The sequence below is a fragment of the Rhodococcus sp. IEGM 1409 genome (assembly GCF_030056735.1).
Classification (GTDB): Bacteria; Actinomycetota; Actinomycetes; order Mycobacteriales; family Mycobacteriaceae; genus Rhodococcus_F.
This window is the reverse complement of record NZ_JASHKN010000013.1, coordinates 139569-165075: the sequence shown is the minus strand read 5'-3', so window position 1 is coordinate 165075 and position 25507 is coordinate 139569. Positions and strand designations below refer to the sequence as shown.

General features: G+C 61.1%; 26 protein-coding genes. 15 read left to right on the top strand and 11 right to left on the bottom strand.

All coding sequences use genetic code 11. The features are described from left to right. The first annotated feature begins 155 nt into the window (after nt 1–155). Both QM716_RS26890 and QM716_RS26885 read left to right on the top strand, forming a co-directional pair. Complete coding sequence (locus QM716_RS26890) at nt 156–821, top strand: hypothetical protein (protein WP_283307266.1); 666 nt, start codon at nt 156–158, stop codon at nt 819–821. Between the two features lie 225 nt (nt 822–1046). Further along, nucleotides 1047–1934 (top strand): alpha/beta fold hydrolase, encoded by an 888-nt coding sequence (locus tag QM716_RS26885; RefSeq protein WP_003945464.1) that lies wholly within the window; start codon nt 1047–1049, stop codon nt 1932–1934. Here the strand turns inward: QM716_RS26885 and QM716_RS26880 are convergent. Continuing rightward, the gene (locus QM716_RS26880) at nt 1924–2754 is read right to left on the bottom strand and encodes an HAD family hydrolase (protein WP_283307265.1); all 831 of its coding nucleotides are present in this window, start codon (nt 2752–2754) and stop codon (nt 1924–1926) included. The genes QM716_RS26885 and QM716_RS26880 overlap by 11 nt on opposite strands. Nucleotides 2755–2824: 70 nt before the next feature. After that, nucleotides 2825–3286, bottom strand: a complete 462-nt coding sequence (locus QM716_RS26875; protein ID WP_283307263.1) for a MarR family winged helix-turn-helix transcriptional regulator — start codon at nt 3284–3286, stop codon at nt 2825–2827. Nucleotides 3287–3397: 111 nt separating this feature from the next. Here QM716_RS26875 and QM716_RS26870 point away from each other — a divergent pair, with 111 nt between their 5' ends. From QM716_RS26870 to QM716_RS26860, 3 genes are read left to right on the top strand one after another with little or no spacing between them, the layout of a single operon-like run. Further along, nucleotides 3398–3913 carry a VOC family protein gene (locus QM716_RS26870; RefSeq protein WP_283307261.1) on the top strand — a complete coding sequence of 172 codons (516 nt, stop codon included), beginning with the start codon at nt 3398–3400 and terminating at the stop codon, nt 3911–3913. A 37-nt stretch (nt 3914–3950) separates the two neighbouring features. Then, nucleotides 3951–4739: a pirin family protein gene (locus QM716_RS26865; protein ID WP_283307259.1), complete on the top strand. Its 789-nt coding sequence runs from the start codon at nt 3951–3953 to the stop codon at nt 4737–4739. A 1-nt stretch (nt 4740) separates the two neighbouring features. Next, nucleotides 4741–5805, top strand: a complete 1065-nt coding sequence (locus QM716_RS26860) for a maleylacetate reductase (protein WP_283307257.1) — start codon at nt 4741–4743, stop codon at nt 5803–5805. A gap of 19 nt (nt 5806–5824) precedes the next feature. Here the strand turns inward: QM716_RS26860 and QM716_RS26855 are convergent, their stop codons facing one another. Beyond that, nucleotides 5825–6346 carry an Lrp/AsnC family transcriptional regulator gene (locus QM716_RS26855; RefSeq protein WP_283307255.1) on the bottom strand — a complete coding sequence of 174 codons (522 nt, stop codon included), beginning with the start codon at nt 6344–6346 and terminating at the stop codon, nt 5825–5827. Between the two features lie 109 nt (nt 6347–6455). Between QM716_RS26855 and ald the strand changes: the two genes are divergently transcribed. Both ald and QM716_RS26845 read left to right on the top strand, forming a co-directional pair. Beyond that, nucleotides 6456–7556, top strand: a complete 1101-nt coding sequence (ald, locus tag QM716_RS26850) for an alanine dehydrogenase (RefSeq protein ID WP_283307253.1) — start codon at nt 6456–6458, stop codon at nt 7554–7556. 38 nt (nt 7557–7594) lie between these two features. Further along, on the top strand, nt 7595–8470 hold the full coding sequence (locus tag QM716_RS26845; RefSeq protein WP_283307251.1) for an aldo/keto reductase: 876 nt from the start codon (nt 7595–7597) through the stop codon (nt 8468–8470). On the opposite strand, the gene QM716_RS26840 is transcribed toward QM716_RS26845, so the two are convergent. From QM716_RS26840 to QM716_RS26830, 3 genes are all read right to left on the bottom strand, one after another. Continuing rightward, entirely contained in the window at nt 8471–9721 is a 1251-nt protein-coding gene (locus tag QM716_RS26840; protein ID WP_283307250.1) for an NADH:flavin oxidoreductase/NADH oxidase family protein, read from the bottom strand. It abuts the gene before it with no gap. Nucleotides 9722–9752: 31 nt separating this feature from the next. After that, nucleotides 9753–10256 (bottom strand): SRPBCC family protein, encoded by a 504-nt coding sequence (locus tag QM716_RS26835; RefSeq protein ID WP_283307249.1) that lies wholly within the window; start codon nt 10254–10256, stop codon nt 9753–9755. 71 nt (nt 10257–10327) lie between these two features. Next, nucleotides 10328–10903, bottom strand: a complete 576-nt coding sequence (locus QM716_RS26830) for a TetR/AcrR family transcriptional regulator (protein ID WP_283307247.1) — start codon at nt 10901–10903, stop codon at nt 10328–10330. An 85-nt stretch (nt 10904–10988) separates the two neighbouring features. Here QM716_RS26830 and QM716_RS26825 point away from each other — a divergent pair, with 85 nt between their 5' ends. Both QM716_RS26825 and QM716_RS26820 read left to right on the top strand, forming a co-directional pair. Next, entirely contained in the window at nt 10989–11447 is a 459-nt protein-coding gene (locus QM716_RS26825) for a PaaI family thioesterase (RefSeq protein WP_003945940.1), read from the top strand. Nucleotides 11448–11680: 233 nt separating this feature from the next. Next, nucleotides 11681–12982 carry a TrpB-like pyridoxal phosphate-dependent enzyme gene (locus tag QM716_RS26820; RefSeq protein ID WP_283307245.1) on the top strand — a complete coding sequence of 434 codons (1302 nt, stop codon included), beginning with the start codon at nt 11681–11683 and terminating at the stop codon, nt 12980–12982. 64 nt (nt 12983–13046) lie between these two features. Here the strand turns inward: QM716_RS26820 and QM716_RS26815 are convergent, their stop codons facing one another. Further along, on the bottom strand, nt 13047–14168 hold the full coding sequence (locus tag QM716_RS26815; RefSeq protein WP_283307243.1) for a CU044_5270 family protein: 1122 nt from the start codon (nt 14166–14168) through the stop codon (nt 13047–13049). After that, nucleotides 14168–14767: an RNA polymerase sigma factor gene (locus QM716_RS26810; RefSeq protein ID WP_283307242.1), complete on the bottom strand. Its 600-nt coding sequence runs from the start codon at nt 14765–14767 to the stop codon at nt 14168–14170. Before QM716_RS26810 ends, QM716_RS26815 begins: the two co-directional genes overlap by 1 nt. A 248-nt stretch (nt 14768–15015) precedes the next feature. Between QM716_RS26810 and QM716_RS26805 the strand changes: the two genes are divergently transcribed. Then, nucleotides 15016–16440, top strand: coding sequence for an outer membrane protein assembly factor BamB family protein (locus tag QM716_RS26805; protein WP_283307241.1), 1425 nt, complete (start codon nt 15016–15018; stop codon nt 16438–16440). Nucleotides 16441–16448: 8 nt separating this feature from the next. After that, nucleotides 16449–16586 carry a hypothetical protein gene (locus tag QM716_RS26800; protein WP_283307239.1) on the top strand — a complete coding sequence of 46 codons (138 nt, stop codon included), beginning with the start codon at nt 16449–16451 and terminating at the stop codon, nt 16584–16586. A 611-nt stretch (nt 16587–17197) separates the two neighbouring features. Here the strand turns inward: QM716_RS26800 and QM716_RS26795 are convergent. Beyond that, nucleotides 17198–18415 (bottom strand): PucR family transcriptional regulator, encoded by a 1218-nt coding sequence (locus tag QM716_RS26795; protein ID WP_283307237.1) that lies wholly within the window; start codon nt 18413–18415, stop codon nt 17198–17200. A gap of 425 nt (nt 18416–18840) precedes the next feature. Between QM716_RS26795 and QM716_RS26790 the strand changes: the two genes are divergently transcribed. Both QM716_RS26790 and QM716_RS26785 read left to right on the top strand, forming a co-directional pair. Next, nucleotides 18841–20094: an MFS transporter gene (locus QM716_RS26790; protein WP_283307236.1), complete on the top strand. Its 1254-nt coding sequence runs from the start codon at nt 18841–18843 to the stop codon at nt 20092–20094. A gap of 337 nt (nt 20095–20431) precedes the next feature. After that, nucleotides 20432–21742 (top strand): NAD(P)/FAD-dependent oxidoreductase, encoded by a 1311-nt coding sequence (locus QM716_RS26785; RefSeq protein ID WP_283307235.1) that lies wholly within the window; start codon nt 20432–20434, stop codon nt 21740–21742. Between the two features lie 383 nt (nt 21743–22125). Here the strand turns inward: QM716_RS26785 and QM716_RS26780 are convergent, their stop codons facing one another. Together QM716_RS26780 and QM716_RS26775 are read right to left on the bottom strand one after the other, a co-directional pair. Beyond that, nucleotides 22126–22998, bottom strand: coding sequence for an alpha/beta hydrolase (locus QM716_RS26780; RefSeq protein WP_283307234.1), 873 nt, complete (start codon nt 22996–22998; stop codon nt 22126–22128). Further along, nucleotides 22995–24221 (bottom strand): metal-dependent hydrolase family protein, encoded by a 1227-nt coding sequence (locus tag QM716_RS26775; RefSeq protein WP_283307233.1) that lies wholly within the window; start codon nt 24219–24221, stop codon nt 22995–22997. Before QM716_RS26775 ends, QM716_RS26780 begins: the two co-directional genes overlap by 4 nt. Nucleotides 24222–24319: 98 nt before the next feature. Here QM716_RS26775 and QM716_RS26770 point away from each other — a divergent pair, with 98 nt between their 5' ends. Then, nucleotides 24320–24883 carry a TetR/AcrR family transcriptional regulator gene (locus QM716_RS26770; protein WP_283307232.1) on the top strand — a complete coding sequence of 188 codons (564 nt, stop codon included), beginning with the start codon at nt 24320–24322 and terminating at the stop codon, nt 24881–24883. A gap of 249 nt (nt 24884–25132) precedes the next feature. After that, nucleotides 25133–25501, top strand: a complete 369-nt coding sequence (locus tag QM716_RS26765; protein WP_283307231.1) for a cupin domain-containing protein — start codon at nt 25133–25135, stop codon at nt 25499–25501. Nucleotides 25502–25507: the final 6 nt, after the last annotated feature.

Genomic DNA, 25507 nt, shown 5'->3' with positions numbered 1-25507 from the left:
ACCGTCCAGAAGGTCATGACACATGAAAGTGTCCACGATGTCCTGACACTTCACACAACCGCCGGCGGTTGATAAAGGCGCACAGCAGCAAGGCGGCATACTTGTCTGGTCGCTCGGAACCGGTCCGGCGGTACGACGTGCGGTGGGAGCCAACGGTGAGCGAGTCAACAGGCAGTACGAACCTCGAACCCGTGCTGATCAGTCCCGTCGTCGGCGGAATGATTCGCACTTGGTCCGAGGACGAGACCCGCTTGTGGAGCGTCGACGATCCCGAGGAGCTCGGTAAACTGCTGGGACGCGGCCTCGTCGCCCGTACCGCTCTGCCGGACAACAAGTTCCGAGAAGTGGCATTCTTGGACGCCCAGACGCAGACCCTCACTGTGCAGCCGCGCTTCGCTTCCCCGGACAGCACTGCCCTCGCCGCACCGTTCAAGCTCACCGAGGCGTCCGCCCCGACCGGCGACGCTTGGGAAGATCTCGAGTCGACACTCGCGTCCATCGCGATCTCCGCTGCTGGACGCGGCGAATTCTGGCTCGCGGAACTCGGCGGGTGGGATTCTCCGCACCAGCCGAATTGCCTCTTCACGACCGTCGACGAATCGGGCCTGGCCAATGCAGTCACGGAGGCCACCCCCGCACCCGTGGACACAGGCGTCTGGCCGGAGGTTCCACACGGCCAAACCGGTGTTTCGGTGTCGGCACCAGCCTCGCAGGACACCATCGAGGCCGCCGGAATCTTCGCGGTATCAGCCATCGAGACCTGGGGCGTCACACCGTGGGACATTGCCCTCACCTTCGGCAAACTGGTTGATTTCGCCTGATCAACAGCCCCGACCAGCGGCGGTGAGTTGTACGTCTCCCCTCAGCCGACGGCTCACGGTTCGTCACAACACGCCCAATGGCGACGACATCGGGCCCCTCGGTGGGCATACTGAGGGAACTGGGGTTACTCCCGGTCACAAATACCCGTGGATCCGCGTCGGGGCGGGTGCGGTCCGACAACACGCGAGCAGCCACAGACACTGGCCGCTCCGAAAGGTTCAATCATGGCAACCGACCAATTACAGACGGTTGTATTGCACGGCGACCAGCTCAAATACGTCGACCAAGGCAGTGGCCCCGTTGTGGTGCTCATTCACGGCCTGCTGGGCGCGCACTCCAACTGGGAGCCGCAGATCGAGACGCTCTCGCGCCACTACCGCGTCATCGCTCCTGATCTCTTCGGACATGGTGCGTCGGACAAGCCTGCCGGCGACTACTCACTCAGTGCTCACGCAGCCACTGTGCGTGATCTCCTCGAAGCCCTCGACATTCCGTCGGCCACCCTGGTCGGTCACTCACTCGGCGGTGGGATCGCGATGCAGACGCTGTATCTGTTCCCCGACCGCGTGGAACGGCTGTGCCTGGTGGCCAGCGGCGGCCTCGGCCCGGAGGTGAGCCCTCTCCTGCGCGCGGCGACTCTGCCCGGCAGCGAATTGGTACTTCCCGTCCTCGCGTCCAGGACGCTGACCGACGTGACCGACAAAGCGCTCGGACTTTTCAACAAGATCGGCCTGTTCAAGCTCGGTGCCAGCGCGAGCGAGGCCCGAAAGAGCTTTGCTTCGGTATCGGACGCGTCGACACGTCAGGCATTTCTGGCGACCGCGCGATCCGTCATCAACTACAACGGCCAAACCGTCAATGCCACTCCGCATTTCGCGAACTTCAAGAATCTGCAGGCGCTACTGGTGTGGGGCGAGGAAGACACCATCATCCCCAACGCCCACACCGAGAACGCTCGCGCCGAGCTACCGCTCGGGCGGGTCGAGATCTTCAAACGCGCCGGACACTTCCCACACCTGGACTACCCGGATCGCTTCGACCGTGTCTTCTCCGAATTCATGACGGACTGCGGAGTCGGTATCGGCACCGGACCCAAGGCCGTCAGCAGCTGAACCCGCTCCCCTCAACCAACTCTTCGAGGTAGCTTGCCACTCCGTCCTCGTCGTTCGTGGGCAGAATTCGGTCGGCAAGTTCGATAACCTCAGCTCTGGCGTTGGCCGGCGCCAGAGCCGTTCCGGCCCAGGTCAGCATGGCAACGTCATTGAACGCGTCACCTGCTGCCGCAACTTCCGACGCGTCGATGCCGTCGATCGCGCACAACTGTGCGAGAGCGCTGGCCTTCGAGACGCCCGCTGCAGCCATCTCCATGTACGGAGCACCGGAGTGGGTCAACTCCACACCCTCGATGCCCGCAGCGACCGCAGTTCGGTACAGGTCGGCGCTGGAAACTTCCGCATGCCGAGCCACGATCTTGACCATCGGCTCAACATCGAGCGGCAAGGTATCGGCCAGCACCATCTCGTGCAGGTGCCGGTGATGGTCCGCGAACTCACACAGCGCGGCATACTCCGGCTCTGCAAAGAACTGGGTGGGTCCGACATTCGCGAACACGACGCCCGGAACAAGTGCGCGAACTTGCTCCATAGCCGTTGCCGCCAAGGACATTTCGATCGAAACGGTGTCGACGATCTCCGGAGTACCATCGGCTAGGTCCAGAATGACAGCTCCGTTGGCACACACAGCTTTACCGCGAAATCCGCACGAGCTCGCCAACGTATGTACCGAATGTCGAGCGCGGGCCGTCGCCCATACAACTTCGATACCCGCCAGCCGCGCATTCTCCATGGCTTGCGCGGTGCGCGTGGAAATCGTTCGATCGGAGCGCAGCAGGGTGCCGTCGAGGTCAGTCGCGAACATACGAATGCGGGTCACCACACAATGATGGCAGTCCGTTCGCAGTCCTCACCAACTACGTAAATGGGCCATTGCTCTGTCAATTACCTTACTGGCCCCCGAGAAGGTGACGACGCATCTCGCCGAAGACCACACCCAGCCGCTCGACATCTCGCGGACTCAGCAGATCGAACATGTTCTCTCGTACTGCGGCAACGTGAGCTGGGCTTGCCGACGCCAGTTTCTCGGAACCCAAGTCGGTCAACTCCGCATTGGCGCCTCGCTTGTCGTCGACACACTCGACCCTGCGCACCCATCCGGCACTGACCAAGCGATTGACGGCCCTGGTCACACCACTTCTTGTAGCCATTACGGCGTCGGCGAGTTCACTCATGCGCAGTTGTCGCCCGGGCGCCTCGGCCAGCGCGACCAGTAGTTCGAAGTCTGTGAAGGAGATGTCGGAGTCTCGCACCAACTGCTGGTCGAGCACACGCTGAAGCAGCCGAGTCGAGTCCAGGTACGCCCGCCAGGCCGTTTGCTCCGAGTCGGTCAACCACCGCGTTGATTCCATAACGCCAGCATATCCGAAGTAGTTGACAACGAAATCAAATGAGCTATTCTCAGTGTAGTTGATCAGTCAACTACTTGTTCGAAGTGAAGATCCAACCGGGAGGCGGGCGCCATGAGCGACGACAACGCAGTGCAGGTCGACAACGCAGCACAGGTCGAGGAACGCCGTGCCGAGATAAGGGATCGGCATCTGATCCCCGCCGACAAACGACCATCGTCGATGGCACGCGGGCTGCACCATACGGCCCTGATCAGCAGCGACGTCGAGCAAACCGTGAAGTTCTATCAGGATCTCCTCGGCTTCCCTCTCACCGAGCTGATCGAGAACCGTGACTACCCCGGGTCTTCGCACTTCTTCTTCGACATCGGCAACGGCAACCTCCTGGCCTTCTTCGACTTCCCGGGCCTTGACGTGGGCCCGTACCAAGAGGTTCTCGGCGGCCTCCACCACATCGCGATCAGCGTCGAGCCGGCTAAGTGGGCGAAGTTGCGCACCAGACTGACCGAGGCCGGCGTCGTATTGATCGAGCACAGCGAGGTTTCGTTGTACTTCCGCGATCCCGACGGCGCTCGACTCGAACTGATCGCAGATCCCCTCGGCGAGATGTACGGCAATCACGTCCTCTGAAAACTTGCTCTCCCCCACACCATTCGGAAGGCACCCCATGACCTCCACGTTGTCGCAACCGAACTTCGACGTCCGCCGATCGGGCGATCGCTTCAAGTCCAATGCCGGTTGGCTGGACTCGAAGCACTCCTTCTCGTTCAGCAATCACTACGACCCGAAGAACACTCACCACGGCCTTCTTCTGGTCAACAACGACGACATCGTCACGCCGGGAATGGGATTCGACACCCACCCGCACCAGGACATGGAGATCGTCACCTGGGTTCTGAGAGGTTCTCTCGTACATCAGGATTCGATGGGTCATTCGGGTGTCATCTACCCCGGACTCGCCCAGCGGATGAGCGCCGGAACCGGCATCCTGCATTCCGAGAAGAACGACTCGTGGCGACTCGGTGACGTGGCCGGCGCGCACTCGGACAAGCACAGCGACCCGGTTCACTTCATCCAGATGTGGGTTGTCCCCGACGAAGCCGGAATCACGCCCGGTTACGAGCAGTTGGAGATCGACGCCGAATTGCTCGCCGGTGGACTGATTCCCGTCGCCTCGGGCATGGACGCGTACGCCGATCACTCGGCAATCCGGATCAAGAACAAGTACGCCGCGATGCACGTCGCTCGTCTTCAACCCGGACAACCCGTGACCCTGCCGGACGCACCGTTCCTGCATGTTTTTGTCGCCGACGGTCAGGCTGCCATGGAAGGCGTCGGAGTGCTCGAACAAGGTGACGCGGTACGCGTGTCCGGCGGCGGAGGCCAGCAGGTCAGCTCCGATACCGGCGCCGAGGTCATCGTCTGGGAAATGCACGCCACCGTTTCGCAGGGATGACATGAAGTCCTTCTCGTACAACGCTTCACCGGCTCGAATTGTCTTCGGCCAAGGGACGATCGGCACGATCGCCGAAGAAGTGAGACGGCTCGGCCGGAGCCGAGTGATGGTGCTGGCAAGCCGTCGACTGGACGCGCTTGCCGCCGACGTCACCGAATCTCTCGGCGACATGGCCGTCGTCCGCTTCGACGGCGCCGTGATGCATACTCCGATCGAAGTCACGGCAGCCGCGCTCGAACTTGCCCAGAACCATCACGTCGACGCCGTCGTCGCGATCGGCGGCGGTTCGGCGACCGGGTTGTCCAAGGCACTCGCACTGCGAGCGGGGTTCGATCAGATCATCGTTCCGACGACGTATGCGGGATCAGAAGTCACTCCGGTGTTGGGTGAAACCGAGAACGGACGCAAAACAACTCGCTCGTCACCCCACATCAGACCCGAAACCGTCATCTACGACGTCGACCTCACCCTCGATCTGCCGCTGGAAACCACCGTCACCAGCGTTGTCAACGCGATGGCTCACGCAGTTGAAGCGCTGTATTCCGCCGAGTCCAATCCGATCACCGACTCGATGGCAATCGAGGCACTCTCCGGGATCGCCCGTGCTTTGCCGATCATTGTCGACGATCCGAGAAATGTGGAAGGCCGGGCCGACCTGCTGCAATCCGCGTGGTTGGCCGGAACCTGTTTGGGCACAGTCGGCATGGGACTTCATCACAAGTTGTGCCACACCCTCGGCGGCAGCTTCGGCTTGCCGCACGCCCCCACCCACACCGTTGTCCTCCCCCATGCAATGGCGTTCAACGCGCCGGCCGTCCCGGAAGTGATGTCGCGAATAGCAATCGCCCTGGGTGTATCCGATGCCGCTACCGGCGTTTTCGACCTCGCCACCTCGTGCGGTGGACCGACGTCTCTGCGAGAACTGGGCATGAGTCACGATCAGGTCGGCCGTGCAGTCGAACTCGCAACCTCCGCCGCGTATCCGAACCCGCGTGAGATCACCGCGTCAGGCCTGATCGAACTCCTCGAGAACGCCTGGTCCGGGCGTCGCCCCGCCATCTTGTGAGAACGCGGGTGAGAACGAATCAGGCAGTACCGCCACGAGGCCTGACGTGCTCGAAAATCAGAATCGTCTCGGTCGCGGCCACTGCCGGATGGGCCGACAGGTTGTTGACGACGAAGTCACGCAACTGCGCCGAATCCGTCGTTGCGACGTGCAACATGTAGTCGTCGACACCCGCCACGAAATACACGTTGAGCACGGAGTCCAGCTTGGCGAAGTCGTCACCGAGACGGTTCAGGTGCGACCTCGCGTTGGCCTGCAGCCGAACTGCGATCATCGCCTGCAGATCCATTCCGAGAGCCGCCGGGTCGATGTCCGCGTGGAATCCCCTGATCACGCCGTTGTCCACCAAGGCGCGCACACGTCCGAGGCACGTCGACGGCGCAATTCCTGCGATCGCAGCCAGCGCATTGTTCGGAATCCTCGCGTCTTTCGCCAACTCTTCCAGCAGAACCCGGTCGACCTCGTCCAACCTCATGGCTGCCCGAACATGCTTCGGCGAGGCAGCCGTCTGAATACCGATTTTTGAACTTTCGCGCACCATGAATACAGCGTAGAGAATTATCTTCACTTCTCTTCACTATCTGGCGACGAAACTTCATGCTTGGCACCTGCCATTCGAAGAAACAACAGACTCAGTTCGGAGCCGTGTCATGAAGGTCGGAATTCCCCGCGAAATCAAAAACCACGAGTACCGCGTGGCCATCAGCCCAGCAGGCGTCCACGAACTGGTCGGCCGAGGGCACGAGGTCGTCATCGAAACGGGTGCAGGCGTCGGCTCCTCGTTCAGTGACGAGGATTTCAAGGCCGCAGGCGCGCAGATCCTCGGATCCGCCGATCAGGTCTGGGCGGACGCAGATCTGCTCCTCAAGGTCAAAGAACCTATTGCAGAGGAGTATTCGCGGCTCCGCAAGGATCAGGTGCTCTTCACCTACCTTCACCTGGCCGCGTCGAAGGAATGCACCGACGCACTCCTGGCGTCGAAGACCACTTCCATCGCCTACGAAACCGTTGTCGGTTCCGACGGTTCACTGCCCCTCCTCGCCCCGATGAGCGAAGTAGCCGGACGCCTTGCACCGCAGGCCGGCGCCTACCACTTGATGCGTCACGGCGGCGGACGCGGAGTGCTGATGGGCGGTGTACCCGGAGTACGCCCGGCCAAGGTCGTGGTGATCGGTGCCGGTGTCTCCGGCATGAACGCCATCGCAGTGGCATACGGCATGCAGGCCGACGTCACCGTTCTCGATCTGTCGATCGCGCGCCTGCGAGAAATCGACGAGCTGTACCACGGTCAGGTCAAGACCATCACGTCCAACAGCCTCGAACTGGAACAGGCAGTCCTCGACGCCGACCTCGTCATCGGCGCAGTGCTGGTCCCCGGAGCGAAGGCTCCCACTCTCGTGTCCAACAGCCTGGTCGCGCGCATGAAGCCGGGTTCGGTGCTGGTCGACATCGCCATCGACCAGGGCGGCTGCTTCGAGGACTCGCACGCGACCACGCACGCCGATCCGACGTACCAGGTTCACGGTTCGGTCTTCTACTGCGTTGCGAACATGCCCGGCGCCGTTCCCCGCACATCGACGTACGCGCTCACCAACGCGACACTTCCGTACGTCGTCGCATTGGCCGACAAGGGGTGGAAGGACGCCGTCGCGACTGTTCCCGGTCTGGAATCGGGACTGAGTACACACGACGGTCTGCTCTTGTCGGACAGTGTTGCAGCAGCACATGGGTACTCGGCTGCCACGCTCTGACCCCGGCGAGGAAGGCTAGAGATCGCTAGCCTTGATCCATGAGCAATCCTGACATCACGCTGAATTCCGGAACCACGATCCCGCAACTCGGCCTCGGAGTCTGGCAGGCCACCAACGACGAAACCGAGCATGCAGTGCGGTTCGCACTCGACGAGGCCGGCTACCGGCACATCGACACTGCAGCCGCATACGGAAACGAAGAGGGCGTCGGACGAGGTATCGCCAACTCGTCCGTCGCGCGAGAGGACATCTTCCTCACCACGAAGCTGTGGAATGCGTGCCAGGGCTACGAGCCGGCGTTGAAGGCTTTCGACACCAGTATCGACAAGCTTGGCGTCGACTACGTCGATCTCTACCTGATCCACTGGCCGCTGCAGGACAACGACCGCCTCCTCCGCACTTGGGAAGCGCTCGAAAAGATCGCGGAATCGGGCCGTGCCAAGGCAATCGGGGTGTGCAACTTCGAGCCGCACCATCTGCAACTTCTTGTCGATCGCGGCGGAATGTTACCTGCCGTCGATCAGGTGGAACTGCATCCGCACCTCACGCAGCACGCGATCCGGGACAAGGCCGCCGAGCACGGGATCAAGGTCGAATCGTGGAGTCCCCTCGGCGGCACCAGCAACGCGGGTTGGGGTAATGCTTCGAAGCCCAACACGCTGCTCACCGACCCGATCATCACTCGAATCGGTGACCGCCACAGCAAGACTGCTGCTCAGGTCCTGATCCGCTGGCACCTTCAGAACGACCTGATCGTCATCCCGAAATCAGTGCACGACGCTCGGATCGCTCAGAACATCGACGTATTCGACTTCGAACTCACTGATCTCGATCTGAGCGAAATCGATACTCTCGACGACGGCACACGCGTCGGCGCGCATCCCGATGAACTCGATATCGGTGCGCCGAGCTGATCAAGCCGCTCGTTTGGTGGGGCGAAGCGCATCGATTCCGTTTCGCCTCACCATGGTTCCGAGGGTCTTCCACCACGGCCGAGCTGGATCCGGCTCGTTTCCGTCGCCCATTCTGTGCAACTGATCGGTGTGCCACTGCAGGTCGAGTGCACCGTCGAGCATCGAGATGTCGGCAACCTTCCCCAACAATTTCCGCGCTCCGAACTCCACAGTGGGGACGTTCAGTTGCTCCCGATTCGATTCCAGGAGAACGGTTGCCGCGTCGGGAATCGTGATCGTCGGCCGACCGAGGCCGATCACGTCGCACGCGCCCGAAGCGAGTGCCTCGATCATCGCCGATCGCGAGCGGAAGCCGCCGGTGACCGCCAACGGAATGTCACCGGCAATCACTCGGACAGTCTCGGCATATTCGAGAAAATATGCCTCGCGGTCACGAGTGCTCTGCTTCTGCGCTTTACCCATCATGGCCGGCGACTCGTAGCTGCCACCGCTGATCTCGATGAGATCGACCGACTCTTCGGTCAACGCGCGCACTACTTCTCGCGACTCGTCTTCCGAGAACCCGCCGCGCTGAAAATCAGCCGAGTTGAGCTTGACCGACACCGCGAATCCCGGAGCAACGGTAGAGCGTATGCGCCGAACGATTTCGATCAGAAAGCGTCGGCGACGCTCAGGATCTCCACCCCACCCGTCCGTACGCTGATTGGACAACGGCGAAAGGAACTGCGCAACAAGATAACCGTGCGCGGCATGTATCTGCACGCCACCGAATCCCGAGGACTCGGCGACGCGAGCGGTTTCCGCGAACCTGTTGATGATCTCTTCGATCTCGGCGGTCGAGAGTTCTCGCGGCGCAGCCATTCCCGGGATCTTCAGCGCGATCGGACTGGGGCCGACCGGTCGACCTCTACTCGCGATCGGGTTGGATTGTCGGCCTGGGTGGTTCAGCTGCATCCAGATCTCGGCGCCGCCGTTCTTGGCTGTCTTGGCCCAGGCGGTCAGTGCTTCGGCATCACGATCGTCGTCGACCACGACGTTGCCCGGTTCGGCGATCTGCGATCGATCGACCATGACATTGCCGGTGATCAGCAGCCCGTATCCGCCACTGCCCCAACGACGGTACAGCGTTTCCAGTCGGGCGGACGGTCCATGTGTCCGGTCCCCCAGAGCCTCGCTGAGCGCAGCTTTCATGGTCCGATTTCGCAGTATCTGCCCGCAGGGCAAAGTCAGCGATTCTCCGAGCGTGGTCATGAATGCCTCTCGCGTGAATGGGGGAAGAAGGTCAATGGCGGGGCGCAGAACCGAAGTGCCGCTTGGTATCGCGCACGAAGCTCGAGAAGATCAGTGAGTTGACCGGCAGACCGCCGCGTACCGCGAGCGACAGCTTCGGACGCGGTGAGAATGCAAAGGTCCACAGCAGTCTCGAGCCCACTGCAAGTTCGTCGACACGGTAGTCCTCGGCAAAGGATTGGAACAGTGGAACATTCGACTGTTCGACGTAGAACGAGTGCCGACGCGTTTCTTCGTCCCAGGTGATGAACTTTTCGCGCATCTGCATCGCACCGCCGCCCACCTCCGCGATTCGGCGCGTGCCGACGCCGTACTTGCGAGGCGAGGTGTAGTGAACTTTTGTGAGCATTCGGCACCACGACAACGGTTCGTCCGCGGTCAGACCGGCCCAGACGTCATCCGGTTGGGCAGCGAGATCGATCGAGTACGTGAAGATATGCGGTGCCGTGTCGAAGAAATCGACACCGACCGGTTCGAGGTCGAACCAATGTGTCATCGCCGCTCCTGCCCAATTAGCCGTTACATGAAGTTACGGATACTCGGCGACCGAAGTCAACCCCCGAGCGCTCAGCTTAACCACGCTTCCGAACGCGAAAGCCCCTGCAGCGAAGCGACGACCTGTTCGAGCGGCTCGATACTTCGAGTCGTCTGGCACACCGCCACTGCACCTTCGACCGACGTGATCGTCAGGTTTGCGATCGATTTTGCTTGCGCTGCAGGATAACCCGCGTTTTCGAGTTGCGATTCGATCAACTTCTGCCATCCCAGCAAGACTTCAGCCGCCACTTCCGCGACCTCCGGTTCACTGGCGCGCGCCAATCCGCCGGCAATCACCGGACAGCCGATCGCGAAGTCCGAGCGCGTGAGATTGAGTCGCCAGATTTCCCCGACCGCTTCGATCACGTCGGCAGTGGAACCGGTGGTCGCAGCCGAACTGATTCGCCTGGTGATGATCGCACCGGCCGCGCGCACGGCTTCGATCATCAACTCTGTCTTACCGCCTGGAAAGTGATGGTAGATCGACCCACGGGGCGCGCCGCTGTGCTTGATGACGTCACTGAAGGACGTCGCATCGACGCCGTTGCGGCTGATCAGTTCGACCGCACTGCGAATCATGCGTTCACGTGAGCTCAGCTCTGCCATGTCACAGATCCTTCGGCCGTCGGTACACCCGTCGACTCATACGCTACGTTATGTATGACGACCTACATAGTGATGGGATGAAACAATGAGTGACGAGACAACCGCGACCGTCGATCCGGCACAGATGACAGGCCTCGAACTTCTCCGCTGGATGGGGACTCAGGTCAACGATCGCCCCAGCATCGGGCGCCTCCTCGGGATGGAGATGCGCGAGGTCAACGAAGGATCCGTGAGCTTCGCGCTGACCCCGCGCGCTGATTTCAGCAATCCCCTCGGCACGGTCCACGGCGGCATCTGTGCAACGCTGCTCGACTCGGTCATGGGCTGCGCTGTGCACACCATGCTGCCGGCCGGCGTCGGATATACGACCCTCGAACTCAAGCTCAACTACATCCGCACCGTGCCTCTCGACGGCGATGAACTGACCGCGCACGGCAGTGTCATTCACGTGGGTGGGCGTACCGCGACCGCAGAGGGCAAGGTCCTCGACAAGAACGGCAAGTTGGTGGCGCACGGAACCACGACGTGCATGATTTTCCGCTGAGCCGACGAAGGATGTGAGCAGGGCGCGAGTGTCGATGTACGATCGGCTCGTGACCCTGCTCACTGCGCACCTCTGGTGGCCCGACCGCTGACGGTCAGCCGCAACTGCGTGCTGCCCGGACCGATATCGGGTGGTCCAGCAGGCTTCTCCCAGGATCCCCGATCCGGCAAATGCCGTACGCATCGTCGCTGCGACCGCCAAGATCAGGTACCGAATCCACGAAGGAGAGTTAGTTGACCACCACCCCACTCAACCGTTCGCTCGAGCCCTTGGGCGTCTCCGTCCCGTCGAAAGTGCCGACGCACTGGTACAACCTGGCGGCCGACCTCCCCGAGCCCGTTCCCCCGCACCTTCATCCGGGCACGCGTGAGCCGCTCGGCCCCGAGGACTTGGCGCCGCTGTTCCCGATGAACCTCATTGCGCAGGAAGTCGCAACCGAGCGCTACATCGAGATCCCGGAGACGGTTCGCGAGATCTACGGCATGTGGAGGCCCTCACCCCTGTTCCGTGCACACCGACTCGAGCGCGCTCTGGGCACACCCGCCCGCATCTACTACAAGTACGAGGGCGTGAGCCCGGTCGGTTCGCACAAGCCGAATACTGCTGTCGCGCAGGCTTACTACAACGCAATCGAGGGAACCACCAAGCTCACCACCGAAACCGGTGCGGGCCAGTGGGGTGCGTCGCTGTCGTTCGCGGGCGCGCTGCTCGGACTCGACGTCGAGGTGTGGCAGGTTCGCTCGTCCTTCGATTCGAAGCCGTACCGCCGCATCCAGATGGAGGCGTACGGCGGAATCTGTCACCCGTCGCCTTCCGATCTCACGGAAGCCGGACGCGCACTGCTGAAGTCGCATCCCGACACCACCGGCTCCCTTGGTATGGCCATCAGTGAGGCCGTCGAGGTCGCCGCGCAGGATCCGAACACACACTACTCACTCGGTAGCGTGCTGAACCACGTCATGCTGCACCAGACCGTGATCGGTCAGGAAGCAATGGTCCAGCTCGAAGAAGCCGGCGACGCCGTCCCTGACACCGTGTTCGGTTGCGCCGGCGGCGGTTCCAACCTCGCGGGACTCACCTTCCCGTTCCTGGGACGAAACCTTCGCGAAGGCACCAAGACTCGCCTGGTCGCCTGCGAGCCTTCGGCATGCCCGTCCCTCACCCAGGGCGAGTACCGCTACGACTTCGGTGACGTCGCCGGACTGACCCCGCTGCTCAAGATGCACACTCTCGGCAAGGACTTCGTTCCGCCGGCCATCCACGCCGGTGGCCTTCGCTACCACGGCATGTCGCCGATGGTCTCGCATGCAGTCAACCTCGGACTCATGGATGCGATTGCCGTCGATCAGGACGACGCACTTCAGGCCGGTCTGATTTTCGCCCGCGCCGAAGGAATCATCCCGGCTCCGGAATCAACGCACGCGGTTGCCGGCGCCATCGCTCACGCTCGTGCCGTCACCGAACCCGAGGTGATCGTGATCGGGCTGTCGGGCAACGGTCAGTTGGATCTCCCGGCGTACTCGCCCTACGTCTGACGCCGTCGGTGTGGTGGTCTCGAGCGTACGAGGCCACCACACTTCGTCATACCGAGCACGTTCTCTATCCGTTTCCCAGTTCGTCGACGGACCGGACAGTGATCGAACTTGTCCCCAACACGGTGCCGGGGGCTATCCAAGGATCTTCCGGGGTAGCGCCCGCGACCCGTCGTTCACCGATGAACTCACCGGTACCCGGATCGATGATCAAGTCGCGACGCTCGTGAACGCCGCTGAGCCCGAGTGCAATTCCGACCCGTCCGTCGAGCGTGGTCTGTTCCACAGTCTCCACACCATCGATTCCGGCGATCGCGCGATACCACTGTGCTTTGACGTCTGGCGGCATCATGCCGGCTCTCAGTATTTCAATCGCGATGTGGAACATCGCGTCCGGCGTCGAACCGCGCGGCGCCGTGTAGTCGCGAAGCCATTGCAGCAACCCGCCGGGGTCAGCGGGCAGCGACCGATAGAAGTTGGGATCGTCCCAATCGTCCGGAACGCAGTTGAAGTTGTCGCGATCGTCGTCGAAGAATCTGCCGCAGCGGGCACGCCATTCCCCGTTTCGGGTTTCGTCGATGTACAGAGCTGATTCACTCTCCGGCGTGGTGCCGCCGAGCCACCGCGACTGGCCAGTTGACCGCCGCTCGAGCCATTCCTGTGTTTCGTCTGCCGGAATCCATAGCTGCGAAAGGGTTTCGAGTAGGTAGGTGTAGCCGTTGCGTGGAGCGTCGGGACCTGCTTCGTACGGAGATCCGTACTCCATCCCCTGTTCGACCCACGCGTGTTCCTCGACGAGTCGAAATGGTCCCTGTTGAGCGGAGATCATCTCGATCGATTCGAGCGAACGCGCGGCTTGCTGTAGGACGTGTTCGGCGGAGGCGAGTTCGATGGAAGGCACCGGCAGCGACACAGCACCCGTAGTGCCTGTCTGCGCTGAAGGTGTGAACTGCACCAGCACCGCGGCCAAGCAGACCGCCATGAGCACCGCGGCACCGGCGTAGACCGAAGCGGGAACGCGCCGCAGAGCGAACCTGCGATCGCGCACCGGCGGAGAACTTTCGGCCGCTTCCGCGTCGACGAGGACCCGATTCCGGATCGCCGCCAACGCGTCGACATCCGGCTTGTCGAGTGCATCGCGGAGTTCGAGCAACGTGTCGTCCAGGGGATCGGTCCGAGGATGCGCCATCAGTTCTCTCCCGAGGCTTGTTGGAGGTTTTCGGAGTCGAGCAGCAAAGTCCGCAGGCGAGTGCGCGTGCGGTGCAGCCTGGACCGGACGGTGCTGGCCGGCACGGACAGGATCTCCGCGATCTCGGTCGGTTCGAGTTGTGCCCAGGACGAGAGGAGGAGCACGTCGCGTTCGTCCTCGGTCAGTTCGGCTAGTGCCGACGCGATTACCTCCAGGCGGCGGGACGCGTCCACCCGAGCCGTGACGAAGTCTTCCGGCGCAGTCTCGAGCACGACGCGTTCGCCATGTACCCGCGCGAGTGCACGTTCGGCGCGAGCCTGGGAACGGAAGTGTGCCCGGAGCAGGGTGTGGGTAATGCCGAACAGCCAAGCGCGAACGGGAGCCCGACCAGGGTCGTAGGTGGATCGACGATCGATCGCGACGGCAAAAGCCTCGGCGACGAGGTCGTCGGCGTGATGTTCGCCGGCACGAGCGCACACGTACCGGCGAAGATCTGCGGCATGGGCGTCGAAGAGTTGAGCGAAGACCTCCGCCACGCGCGGGCTGTGCAGGTCCGGGTCCGATGTGCCGCGATCACCGGGTGGGCTCGAAGATGTCACGGTGATACTTGGTCAGTGCGGCCCGTAGCGTCCCCGGGGTGCCGGAACGGGTAGCGATAACGACACACGATCCGCACTTTCCCCCGAGCCTTCACCATGCGCAGCAGTCGGTCCTCAGTCTCTTGGTCGGAGACCAGACGTTACCCGGCACTGACGCGGTAGGCCGTGGGAACGATCTCGAGGCAAGGATCAAGCCAGCCGGCCGCGAAACGAACCGTGCAGTTTGCTCGATCGGTTACGGTCTTTCGATGCAGCTTCGGTTGAAGGAACACTGGAAACTGGTCGCCCTCGGACTGGCGTTGATCGTGGCGATCGCGTTCATCGTCGTATCGGCACTCTCCGACTCCAGTGAGGCGGCATCGCAGAAGCAGAAGACAGGCGGTCCGATCGTCGAGCAGGGCGTTGTCGACGTGAACCTCTCCGATCCTCCGCAACAAGCCTGGGAACTCGATGTTCGAACGCTCACGGATAACTCCGGCGACGTGCTGCTGTCGATGCCTTCCACCCTCGATCGCTACTACGGCTACGGCAACGCGTACCAAGTCGGTGATGTGCTGGTGGCCGCGACTGCTTATCCCCTTCCCAAGACCGACGAGTCTTCGTCGAGTCAGGGAGTCGGTGACGTCTCACTGGTCGGTGTCAATCCCGACGACGGAAGTCCGCTGTGGAAAACGCGAATCGGCGGAGTCATCGGCCAGTGCAGCCAACAGAACGAATCCACGATCATCGCGTGCTGGGGCGATCGACGGATGATCTTTGTCGATACCTCGACCGGAACTCTGATGTCAGACCTCGGAACCGACTTCGATCTCAGTGGTGCCGCCATCACCGGAGACACTGTGTACACGTCCGGCGAGAGAGTGGACGGAACCGTTCGCACCCGAATTCTTGCCAGCGGCAACACCACCAATGTGACGGCCAACTTCGTTCGTACCTTCGAACCAAGTGAAAAGTTCGGATCGGTCTACACGATCCCGAGCACCAACACTGTCATTGCGATGGAACAGGGCGATGGCGGGGACCCGCAGTACCGCTATCGAATCTACGATCTGGATTCCGGCGCAGAACGATTCAGATTCGAGGGTGATTCGCTCGTCCCAGCCGGGAACGGATTGTTCCTCACCAGTGTCGGCGGCAGATCAGGCTATGTAGGAACCCAAAACCTTTTGGCTTCCGACGGATCCACGATTCGTGCGATACCGATTCCCTCTTCCTCATCGTCGTCCTACCCGAGTAAGCCCTCGACAGCGGTGCCGATGTTTCTCGGCGACGGCGCCTACGACCCGGAGTCCGGTGACGAACTTTGGCGCAGTTCACAAATCATCAATACCGAGATGGCCGGGACGGGAAGCGCCATTGCCGCAGTGGTTGGTAAAACAATCCTGGTCACGTCGCCGGAGACGCGCACAATCTCGGGTCTCGACGTCGAGAGTGGTCGACAGCTGTGGCAAACACCCTGGCAAGACGCGTACTGGATTCGAAACGGAGCGACCGATGGCGACCACTTCGTCTTCAGCGACTACACCGGCATGCACGCGATCCGGGCTCGCGACGGAAAGATGATGTGGTCGGTCCCCCTTCCGCCAGAGGTCGATCCGCGCGGGGTCGTCGTCTCGAATGCCGGCAAAAACGTGTCGTTCTCGTGGCAAAACCATTTCACCGTTTGGCGATAGTGTCCACAGTGAATACCGGAGCAGAAGGGATCGATCCGACTTTCACGGACCGTCGTACGGACGGATCTCACGACGTGTACAACAGCTCCCGGGTCAGCAGTGACGACGCTTCGGCCGGCAACGTCACCGATACCGTGTCGTACTGACCAGCCTGCTCAGCAACAAGCAAGTGGATAGACGTGCAGCCATCAATGTCCACAATCCAGTCTGGCGCATTTGTTCAATTTCGGGGGAACGATCTCGAACAACTACATATATCTCTGCGACTCCAACTTCGGAAAGATCAGACCAGACCTGCAGGGCAGGGGCGCGTATAAATCGCACCGACTCAGGTACCTGATCCAAACCAACCGTAAAGGGAGCCAACGGGAATGGACGCGAAATCCTCTGTTTGCAGTCGGCAACAAATAGTCCAGTTTGCGCGCAAACATCTGCGTACCGGGGGACCGAACTCAGATCAAATTCGTCGTCATTTCGGTTTACAAAAACGCGCCTTCTTGACACAACTCGACACCCATCTCGACGATTGTGCACTTTCACTGCCCGAAAAAGTTGCACTCCGTCGCATCTGCCGACAAGAAAATAGAAGATGCCCGATCACACGTATGAACATCTCAGCAGGTTGGGCCGACCCACCCCGCCCGATGTACGACGCGCTTCCTTTCCCACCCCAGAAAGCGTCCCGCTTGATGATCGAAATCCGCCAACTGCATTGAGCCGCTGGATTCTTCCGCAGTCCCCTCTCCTCGGATTAGGATCATCGGAGATCTAACAGCCGCGCGACTTTCAGGCTCAAATGCAAGGCCAACCGGTCGTCGCCGTTTGCCAAGTCTGCGCGTGTTATCTCCTGAATTCGCCGCAAACGGTAGTACAAGCTCCCTCGATGCACACAGAGCGCCTCGGACGTTCGCTTTACGTCACCGGCATTGTCCAAGAAGCTCTCCAGCGTCGCGAGAAGGGCCTCACTCTTGGTGTCCTCATGGCTCAGCAAGGACTGCAACCCAGAATGAATACTGTTCTCGAGCCGATCCTCCGACAGTTCGGCAAGAAGTCCGTAGACACCGAGATCCCGATACCGCACAACATTTCCGAGCACCTTGACGACCTGGGCCACATCTGCGGAACGCCTGGACTCTTCGTAGGATTCGCGCACGTCTGCGACCGAGGTTCGCGATTCACCGATACCAACCCAACATTCCAGGTTCTGGCGGCCACTTTCAGACAGGATTCGCTTTTGGGCTGCCACGATCAGCGAGTCCAGATCGGTATGCGTCGAGCGTTCGGCCACCGATACGATCAGCAGACTGTGGTCGGGGCGGTCGAGTTGGATTGCACTGTTCCGCGGGAGCCTCCGCCGAAGCTGATCGACGCCGACGGCAACACTCAGACGATCTCTTTCGGTCAATGTCGACTGGTCGACAGGACGGAGCAACAGAGTGACCACGACTGCTGGACCCGCAGCCAACAAGCCCTCCTCGTCCAACCGGTTTGCCGCGTCCTCGCGCAGCGACCGCTCGCCGGAAAGTACGTCGCGAGTAAGTTCCCGCTCCCGACTCCGGGACAACTCGTCCAGTAGCTGTTCGCGGTGAAGGATCGTCGCTGCCGCGTCAGCCGTGCGTCTCAAGACCTCGGCTTGATCCCCGTCAACGTCACCCTCCGAAGTCAGCAGCCAGACGAAGCCCAGCAGCGCATTGCGGTACCGGATCGGCATCCCGACCCGGCCAAGGGTCAGCCCTAGTTCCTCGTTGACGGGAACAGTGAACACATCGAGGGCTTCACGACCTCCACTCGAGTAGATGAAGTCTACGATCTCACGTGAAACATTCCGCTGTAGAACGGAATTCATTCTGACTGGATCGACGGCACTGTCATGCGAGTTGTACGCGAGTAGACGGATCTGTGCATCATCGATCGCAACGGAACGGTCGAGTCGGCGCCCGGTGGTGTCCACCAAATGCTGTAGTTCTCCGGCCATGGTCGAACTGTACGAGTTGCACTCTCCGTTTTGCAACATATGACCAAATTTGTCGTCGGCAATTTGCACAAATGCCAGTGATGCAACTAACTTTCGCACCATAAGCTCGCTTCATGCCGAAGCACTCGAGAACCGGAACGTCTTCACTCGGTCTGCAACCCGGCAGACGTGGCACCGACAGGTCGGACGTTCAGCAGCGACGAGATCTGTTGCAGCTATGAGATTTGCATAGTGTGGCCCGAGGCCGGCCGGCACGATCTCCCTCAGGAAAAGTCGCCTCTGACCCGAAATCGACAACGACCTACGTTCGCCAGTTCAACGTCGGATCCCACCGACCTCTTTCAATTTCGAATGCCTCCGAATGACATCGGCGACCGTGACGTCGCAAAACCGTTGCCATTCAGCATATCCCGAGAGGAATCATCATGACCGGCACAGCGAATGCTCCTGTAGAGCATCAAACCGGGACTTCACTTGAACGTCGATCGGCACGCCGCAGGGCCCTGATTGCCGGCGCGACAGGCAACATCGTCGAATGGTTCGATTTCACGATCTACGGTTTCACTGCCGCAGTTCTCGCGACTGTGTTCTTCCCTCCGGAGTTCGGCAGTGGCGCACTGCTTGCCACCTTCGCTCTCTACGGAGTCGCATTCTTGGCCAGACCTGCCGGCGGCATTTTCTTCGGACGACTGGGTGACCGCCTCGGCCGACGGAGATCATTGTCCCTGGCAATTACGCTCATGGGCTGCTCGACGGCGGCAATCGGTCTCCTACCGACATACGCTTCGATCGGTGTTGCCGCACCGCTGTTGCTGCTGCTGTGCCGATTGGTTCAAGGATTTTCGGCCGGCGGCGAATACACCGGTGCTGCCACCTTCGTCGTCGAGCATGCGCCATCCCACCGCCGCGGCTTGTACGCAGGGATAATCAGCTCTTCGTCGTTCATCGGCAGCATCTTGGCCACGGTCACAGTCTTGTCATTCAGTTTGGTCGGCACTGAGTCCTTTGCCGACGGAGGATGGCGTTGGCCGTTCATCATCGGAGGCGTTGTCGCCATGGTGGGTCTGTTCATGAGGCTTGCCGTCGAGGAGACTCCGGCGTTCAAGGAAATGCAAGAAAACGATTCCCTTCCAACCCGCCCGCTCGCAGATCTGTTCCGCAATCACTGGCGGACTCTGCTCACGTCCTTCGTGTATTTCGCCTCGCTCGGTGTCGTTACTCATATGCTGCTCGGCTACATGCCGACATTTCTGGTTCTTTCAGCCGATGTCTCGAGCACGGTTGCACTACTGATGACAACCGGCGCTTTGGTTCTCGCAGTCCCGCTGTTCATTTTCTTCGGCGCCACGGTCGACCGAATCGGCCGGAGACCTCTCGTCAGAATCGGCATGGTGATGTCAGTTTTCGTATCGGTGCCCAGCTACATGCTCATCGGCACCGGGAATGCTTTCGCGATTGCCGTTGCCCTGGCCGCTCTGGTCGTCGCGCTCGCCCTACTTGCTTCCGCTTTGCTCGTAATTCTCGAAATGATGCCGACACATGCGCGATTCACCGGCACAGCAATCCCCTACAACGTCGCGTATGCACTCTTTGCGGGAACTGCGCCTCTGGTGTGCGCATCGTTGGTCAACGCCACAGGAAGCTGTCGCCGGCCTTCTACGCAACCGCCATCGCCTTGATCGCACTTCCCATTCTGTGGCGAGGGATTCCGGAATCGAAAAACTGGTCTGCCACGCGGGGCAGTTCGACGAAACAATTCTGACAACGGGCGCGCCACGGTTGCGATTTTTTGCGCAGCTGTCGATAGCGTTCCGACGGCCGCCGAGCAAGAGTTGAGGATGACGGACTCTTCTGAACCTTCAGGTGCGAAATCAGGCAAGGCAGTGCCCATTCCGAGAGGTCGGGGTGCGGCTCTCCAGAGGAGGTCGTAACCGTCAGATTTACCAAGAACCCAAGCTCGTCAGTCGAAAAGATGCGCTTTCGATCTGGCGAAGCCACAAGAAGGAGGGGCCGAAAGTGCCTACCAACAAGACCGACGCAGTTGTGGTCGGAGCTGGAGTAATCGGCAGCTCCATCGCCTACGAACTGGCCGCTCGAGGCTACGAAGTCCTGGTCATCGACAAGTCTGGTGGTCCGGGCTACGGCTCGACCAGTGCATCCAGTGCGGTTATCCGGTTCAACTACTCCACATTCGACGGTATGGCTGCGGCTTGGGAGTCGCTGCATTGCTGGCAAAACTGGAACGAGCATCTCAACGCGACAGTCGACGGCGCGCTTGCGAAGTTTCGGCAATGCGGGATGGCACTGCTCGACGTCGACGTCGCACCCCACGCGCGCACGATCGGATTGTTCGAGAAGATCGGAATCGACTACCAGCTTTGGGACGCAACGACACTCGTCGAAAAGATTCCCGGTATCGACGCCGGTAAATACTATCCCCCGAAGCCAGTCGGCTCGGAGTCCTTCTTCGCAGATGCGGAAACCACGCTCGGCGCGCTGTACACACCTCAGGCGGGGTTCGTCGACGACCCGCAACTGGCCGCCGCGAATCTTGCTGCGGCAGCGCGTTCGCACGGTGCGGTTTTCGCATACAACACGCGTGTAGTGGCAGTCGAGCAGTTGCCTGACGGCATCTGGCAGCTAGGGCTCCACGACGGGGAAAGTGTGAAATCCAAGATTGTCGTCAACGCTGCCGGCCCCTGGTCGGGAGCGTTCAACAAGCTGTCGAATGTCGGCTCCGACTTCAAGGTTTCGGTTCGGCCTTTGCGTCAGGAAGTCCATCATGTCACCGCACCCACTGGGTACAACGACGGCGAGATCCTCGGCCCGATGATCGCCGATTTGGATCTCGGCACCTACATGCGAGCCGAACCTGGAAACGGTTTCCTCGTCGGGGGAACCGAACCGGAGTGCGATCCGCTCGAGTGGATCGACGATCCTGATACCGCGAACCCGAATCGCACTGTTGCCCGGTTCGAAGCGCAGGTTTTCCGCGCCGCCAGGCGTTTTCCCACCCTGGAGGTTCCGTCACAACCGAAAGGTATTGCCGGCGTGTACGACGCAGCATCCGACTGGACCCCGATCTACGACAAGACAGATAGACGAGGTTTCTACGTCGCCATGGGCACCAGCGGAAACCAATTCAAGAATGCACCCATCGCTGGACGCCTCATGTCGAGGATCATCGACAAGGTGGAAGCCGGACACGATCATGACGCTGATCCCGTGACCTATGTCGGGACCCACACCGGGCTCGAAATCAACCTCGGAGCATTCTCCCGCCTTCGAGCACCCAATGCCGAGTCGACCGGAACCGTTATGGGTTAGAAGTGTTGTCCGGCTTGGAGATTTGTCGTAGGAACGACGAAATCTTCTGTCCGACCGTGTGAGTCGTTGTGCTGTTCTGGTCGGTGCCTGACTTCTGAGAAGCGGCACCGACCAGAAATCTCGACGTGAAATCCTCGAATCGATGTCGGAGCGGGGAAATCAGCGGCAACGTCGCACCCACGTACCGCTCTGGCACCAACAGGCAGTGCCACTTCACGTGAGAGCAATCAGGCCGCTCAATCGATAGCCGCGACAACTGAATAGACACGGCTGTGGGTGTCCACCACGTGGTGGACACCCACAGCCGACTTCTCCTTCAACGGCGTCTACGGAAAATCGCCCGTCGAACGTGTCAGTGGGTACATCGTCTCCGGGACGGACAGCTAACGTGCATGGCAGGTCTTCAAGTAGCTGAGGAAAGATGCCTGTATCCCGGTGACGTGGGTCTCCCGCAACAACGCGGTCGAAACATCCTGCGACCGACCCTTGCCGTGCAACTTCTCCACGACAGCGAGAACGTTGCGTGCCAGTCCGCGATAGATCGGAATGGGCCCTGTCAGTTCGACTTCGTTCAGCGTGACGTGCAACTTCGGCACAACTGAGCCCACGCCACGCTCTGGCAGGGCCTCAACCATTGTGTGGATCTGGCTGTCTGTATTCACAACTCCCGGGCTACCCGCACCGAAGGTCGCAAATGGGGCCGCGTCGCGCAGCCATGCGTAGAGGGTGAAAAGGCCTCCGTAGGAGTAGCCGAAGAGACCGTGCCCGGACTCGCTGACACGTAGCTCCGACGAGCACAGATGAGGGTGGAGCTCGTTGGTCAGGAAGTCGAGGAAGACATCCGCGTGGGTATCTGCCAGCTCCTCGAGGTAGGCGTCTACGTACTCCTGGGTCATTGCACCCGAGTCGCGAGCAGCGGCAAGAGTAGCCAGCATTTCGTCGCCTACCGGTTCCCCCGGCGGCACGAGATCGCGGTTGCGTAGCCGTGCCCAGTTGACGGCTTCTTCACCGGCATAACCGACGCTGACCTGGATGTACGGAGCGATCGTCAGATACGGGTCTGCCTGCGTGACGATGAGCGGGGCGGTGAACCCTACAACCAAGTTGCCGTCCATCACGTAGATCAGCGGCAAGGAATCCGTGGAGTCCGCGTAGCCGGGGGGTGTGGTCACCCAGACGCCGTATCTGTGCCCCGACTTCGCCGTTATTTCGAAGTACTCCGTGTCTGCAAGGCAACCGTGCAGCATTGCGCTCATCGAACCTCTCCCTTCACTACGCGGCCGGACTTCACGACGAGAACAGCCATGTCCGGATCGGCGAACACCTTGGCGTCTCGGAGCGGGTCTCGTTGCCAGGCAACCATGTCCGCCTGCATTCCGACGCGGATCGTCCCGACGGTTTCCCCGATACCGAGGATGTCGGCGTTGACGCTGGTGGCCGACACGAGTGCGTGCATCGGCGACTCCAACTCGGCGCGCAAGCGCAACTCCTCGCCTCGGCGCTGCTGGTGCGGCCCGATGAGGTCCGAGCCCAGGCCGATCCTCAGGCCTGCTGCGCGAGAGACCTCGAGTGCGGAGGCCATGCGCTGACGGACTCCGGCGGCGCGCTCTCGTATTGCAGGGTCCAGGTCCATGCTCTCGGTGTCCGTCAACTGCTCGACCACGGCGAAGGTGGGGACCAGAGCCACGTCGTGCTCGCGCATCAACTGGGCAGTCTCCGCGTCGATGTCGGTGCCGTGTTCCACGCACCGGACACCGGCCCGCACTGCGTTGCGAATGCCCGCATTGTTGTGCGCGTGCACCGTGACGTAGGTGCCGCGCGACGCTGCTTCTTCCACTGCCACGGAGATTTCCTCGACGGTGAACTGTGTGTCGGTGAGGCGGTCGTGGCCTCCGACGACACCGCCGGTGACGCACAGTTTCAGAAATGTTGCGCCTCGGCGGAACGACTCGCGCACGTTGCGTCGTAGCTCGTCGGCATTACCCGACATCAAAGACAGGGCGCAGAGCCCGGGGACGTGGTGCATGTTCCACAGCTCAGTCGGTTCCCACGAAGCCCCGTAATAGCCGTGCCCACCGGTCTGGCACTGCACCGGACCACACGAGAGGACACGCGGACCACGAACCTTGCCGCTGGCGATGACGTCGACGACTCCGCCGTCGATACCACCGACGTCTCGCACCGTGGTGAAGCCTGCGTCGAGGGCCTGTCCCGCAGCGCCGAAGATATCCGCAGCGAGTTCGGCTGCCGAGAGCTCAAACCCGAACTGCCGTCGTATCGGGCTCGAAAGGCCCAGGTGGACATGGGCATCGATGAGCCCTGGAGTCAGAAGCATGCCGTCGAGGTCGACTGTCGTCGCACCCGACGGCACCTGTCCGATCGCCGTGACAAGGCCGTTGCTCACGCACACATCGACCGCGACAGGGTCGGTACCCGATCCATCCGCGACCATTCCGCCGGCAAACCATATGTCAGTCAAAGGGACCTCCCGAGCATTAGAAACCACTCTCCTAAACACTGGTGAATTCGATGTGCGGTACGGTACTCAACAGTGGTGAATTCGTCAATGGAGGTAATGTGAGATCGCCGGTTGGGGAGGGTCGAGAGCGACTGCTACAGGCACTGTTCGACGAGTTCGGTGAAACCGGCCCAAGTCCGAAGCTGTCGATGCGCCAAGTAGCTGAGCGGCTCGGAGTGCACCACACGCTGCTGACCTATCACTTCGGATCTCGACCGGGCCTTCTCGCTGCCGTGCTGTCGGAGGCCCGGCGCCGTGACAACCTCGCCGTCGCCGAAATCGGCAAAGATCTCGGATTCACAGCTCTGTGCAGGGCGATCTGGAGCTTCTACTCGAACGCCGAGCGCGAAGATCGAAGCCGTGCCTTTTTTCACCTGGTCGGACTTGCGGTGTACGAGCACAATGCATTCCAAGAGTTCGTCACCGACCTCGATGATCTGGCACATCTCCTCGAAGAGGCAGCCCTTCGCGACGGATCCACAGCGGTGGATGCACAGCAGCAGAGCATCATCGCAACCGCGTGTCTGCGAGGACTGTTGCTGCAGCGGTTGCTCACCCCTGACGCCGAGGTCGACGCGGCAGCCGAGCGCTTCATCACCTCGTTGACTGCGTCCACCACGTAAGCCCCCCACGCAACCGATCACCCCCGTCCGAGATCGCCGACGCGGGGGAATTTCGCCATGGGCTCGGGCATGTTTCGGCGTGAGATGGTTCCCTGAACCCCGGTTGAATGGTGGTCGATCGCACTTTCGACATCTGTACGAGCGAACTGCCGAAAGATGCGACAAGTGAACCTATCCCGGCTCGACTGACACACGACATCATCGACAAGTCCGATAATTCACATGAGTTACGAAAGTCAGGATCGAATTGTGACCGTTACCTTCCGCGCCGCAGAGTTGAACAGCGCAAGCGGGATCTTTCAGCAAGCACTGCTCGGCCAACCCAGTGCAGAGCCACTCGGCGGAGACATCATCACTCGTGCAGACGTCGAGTTCACCAGTGACGACGGCCGCATTCAATCCGGAGTCTGGGAGAGCGAACCAGGCAAGTCACGGTGGGAGTTCCTCACCCGCGGCGAGATCATCACCATCGTCTCCGGCGCCATGACCGTGGAGGAGGACGACGGCGATCCCGTACACCTCATTGCCGGTACGAGCGCAATCTTCCCAATCGGATGGAAGGGTACGTGGACGGTCACCGAGACCGTGCGAAAGGTGTTCGTCGTATACAACGTATGACCAAGA

Excerpts from the sequence above, each read along its gene's own strand:
- QM716_RS26885 (WP_003945464.1), top strand. The coding sequence starts at position 1,047 with ATGGCAACCGACCAATTACAGACGGTTGTATTGCACGGCGACCAGCTC.
- QM716_RS26875 (WP_283307263.1), bottom strand. The coding sequence starts at position 3,286 with ATGGAATCAACGCGGTGGTTGACCGACTCGGAGCAAACGGCCTGGCGG.
- QM716_RS26870 (WP_283307261.1), top strand. The coding sequence starts at position 3,398 with ATGAGCGACGACAACGCAGTGCAGGTCGACAACGCAGCACAGGTCGAG.
- QM716_RS26865 (WP_283307259.1), top strand. The coding sequence starts at position 3,951 with ATGACCTCCACGTTGTCGCAACCGAACTTCGACGTCCGCCGATCGGGC.
- QM716_RS26860 (WP_283307257.1), top strand. The coding sequence starts at position 4,741 with ATGAAGTCCTTCTCGTACAACGCTTCACCGGCTCGAATTGTCTTCGGC.
- QM716_RS26855 (WP_283307255.1), bottom strand. The coding sequence starts at position 6,346 with ATGGTGCGCGAAAGTTCAAAAATCGGTATTCAGACGGCTGCCTCGCCG.
- ald (WP_283307253.1), top strand. The coding sequence starts at position 6,456 with ATGAAGGTCGGAATTCCCCGCGAAATCAAAAACCACGAGTACCGCGTG.
- QM716_RS26845 (WP_283307251.1), top strand. The coding sequence starts at position 7,595 with ATGAGCAATCCTGACATCACGCTGAATTCCGGAACCACGATCCCGCAA.
- QM716_RS26840 (WP_283307250.1), bottom strand. The coding sequence starts at position 9,721 with ATGACCACGCTCGGAGAATCGCTGACTTTGCCCTGCGGGCAGATACTG.
- QM716_RS26835 (WP_283307249.1), bottom strand. The coding sequence starts at position 10,256 with ATGACACATTGGTTCGACCTCGAACCGGTCGGTGTCGATTTCTTCGAC.
- QM716_RS26830 (WP_283307247.1), bottom strand. The coding sequence starts at position 10,903 with ATGGCAGAGCTGAGCTCACGTGAACGCATGATTCGCAGTGCGGTCGAA.
- QM716_RS26825 (WP_003945940.1), top strand. The coding sequence starts at position 10,989 with ATGAGTGACGAGACAACCGCGACCGTCGATCCGGCACAGATGACAGGC.
- QM716_RS26815 (WP_283307243.1), bottom strand. The coding sequence starts at position 14,168 with ATGGCGCATCCTCGGACCGATCCCCTGGACGACACGTTGCTCGAACTC.
- QM716_RS26805 (WP_283307241.1), top strand. The coding sequence starts at position 15,016 with ATGCAGCTTCGGTTGAAGGAACACTGGAAACTGGTCGCCCTCGGACTG.
- QM716_RS26795 (WP_283307237.1), bottom strand. The coding sequence starts at position 18,415 with ATGGCCGGAGAACTACAGCATTTGGTGGACACCACCGGGCGCCGACTC.
- QM716_RS26790 (WP_283307236.1), top strand. The coding sequence starts at position 18,841 with ATGACCGGCACAGCGAATGCTCCTGTAGAGCATCAAACCGGGACTTCA.
- QM716_RS26780 (WP_283307234.1), bottom strand. The coding sequence starts at position 22,998 with ATGAGCGCAATGCTGCACGGTTGCCTTGCAGACACGGAGTACTTCGAA.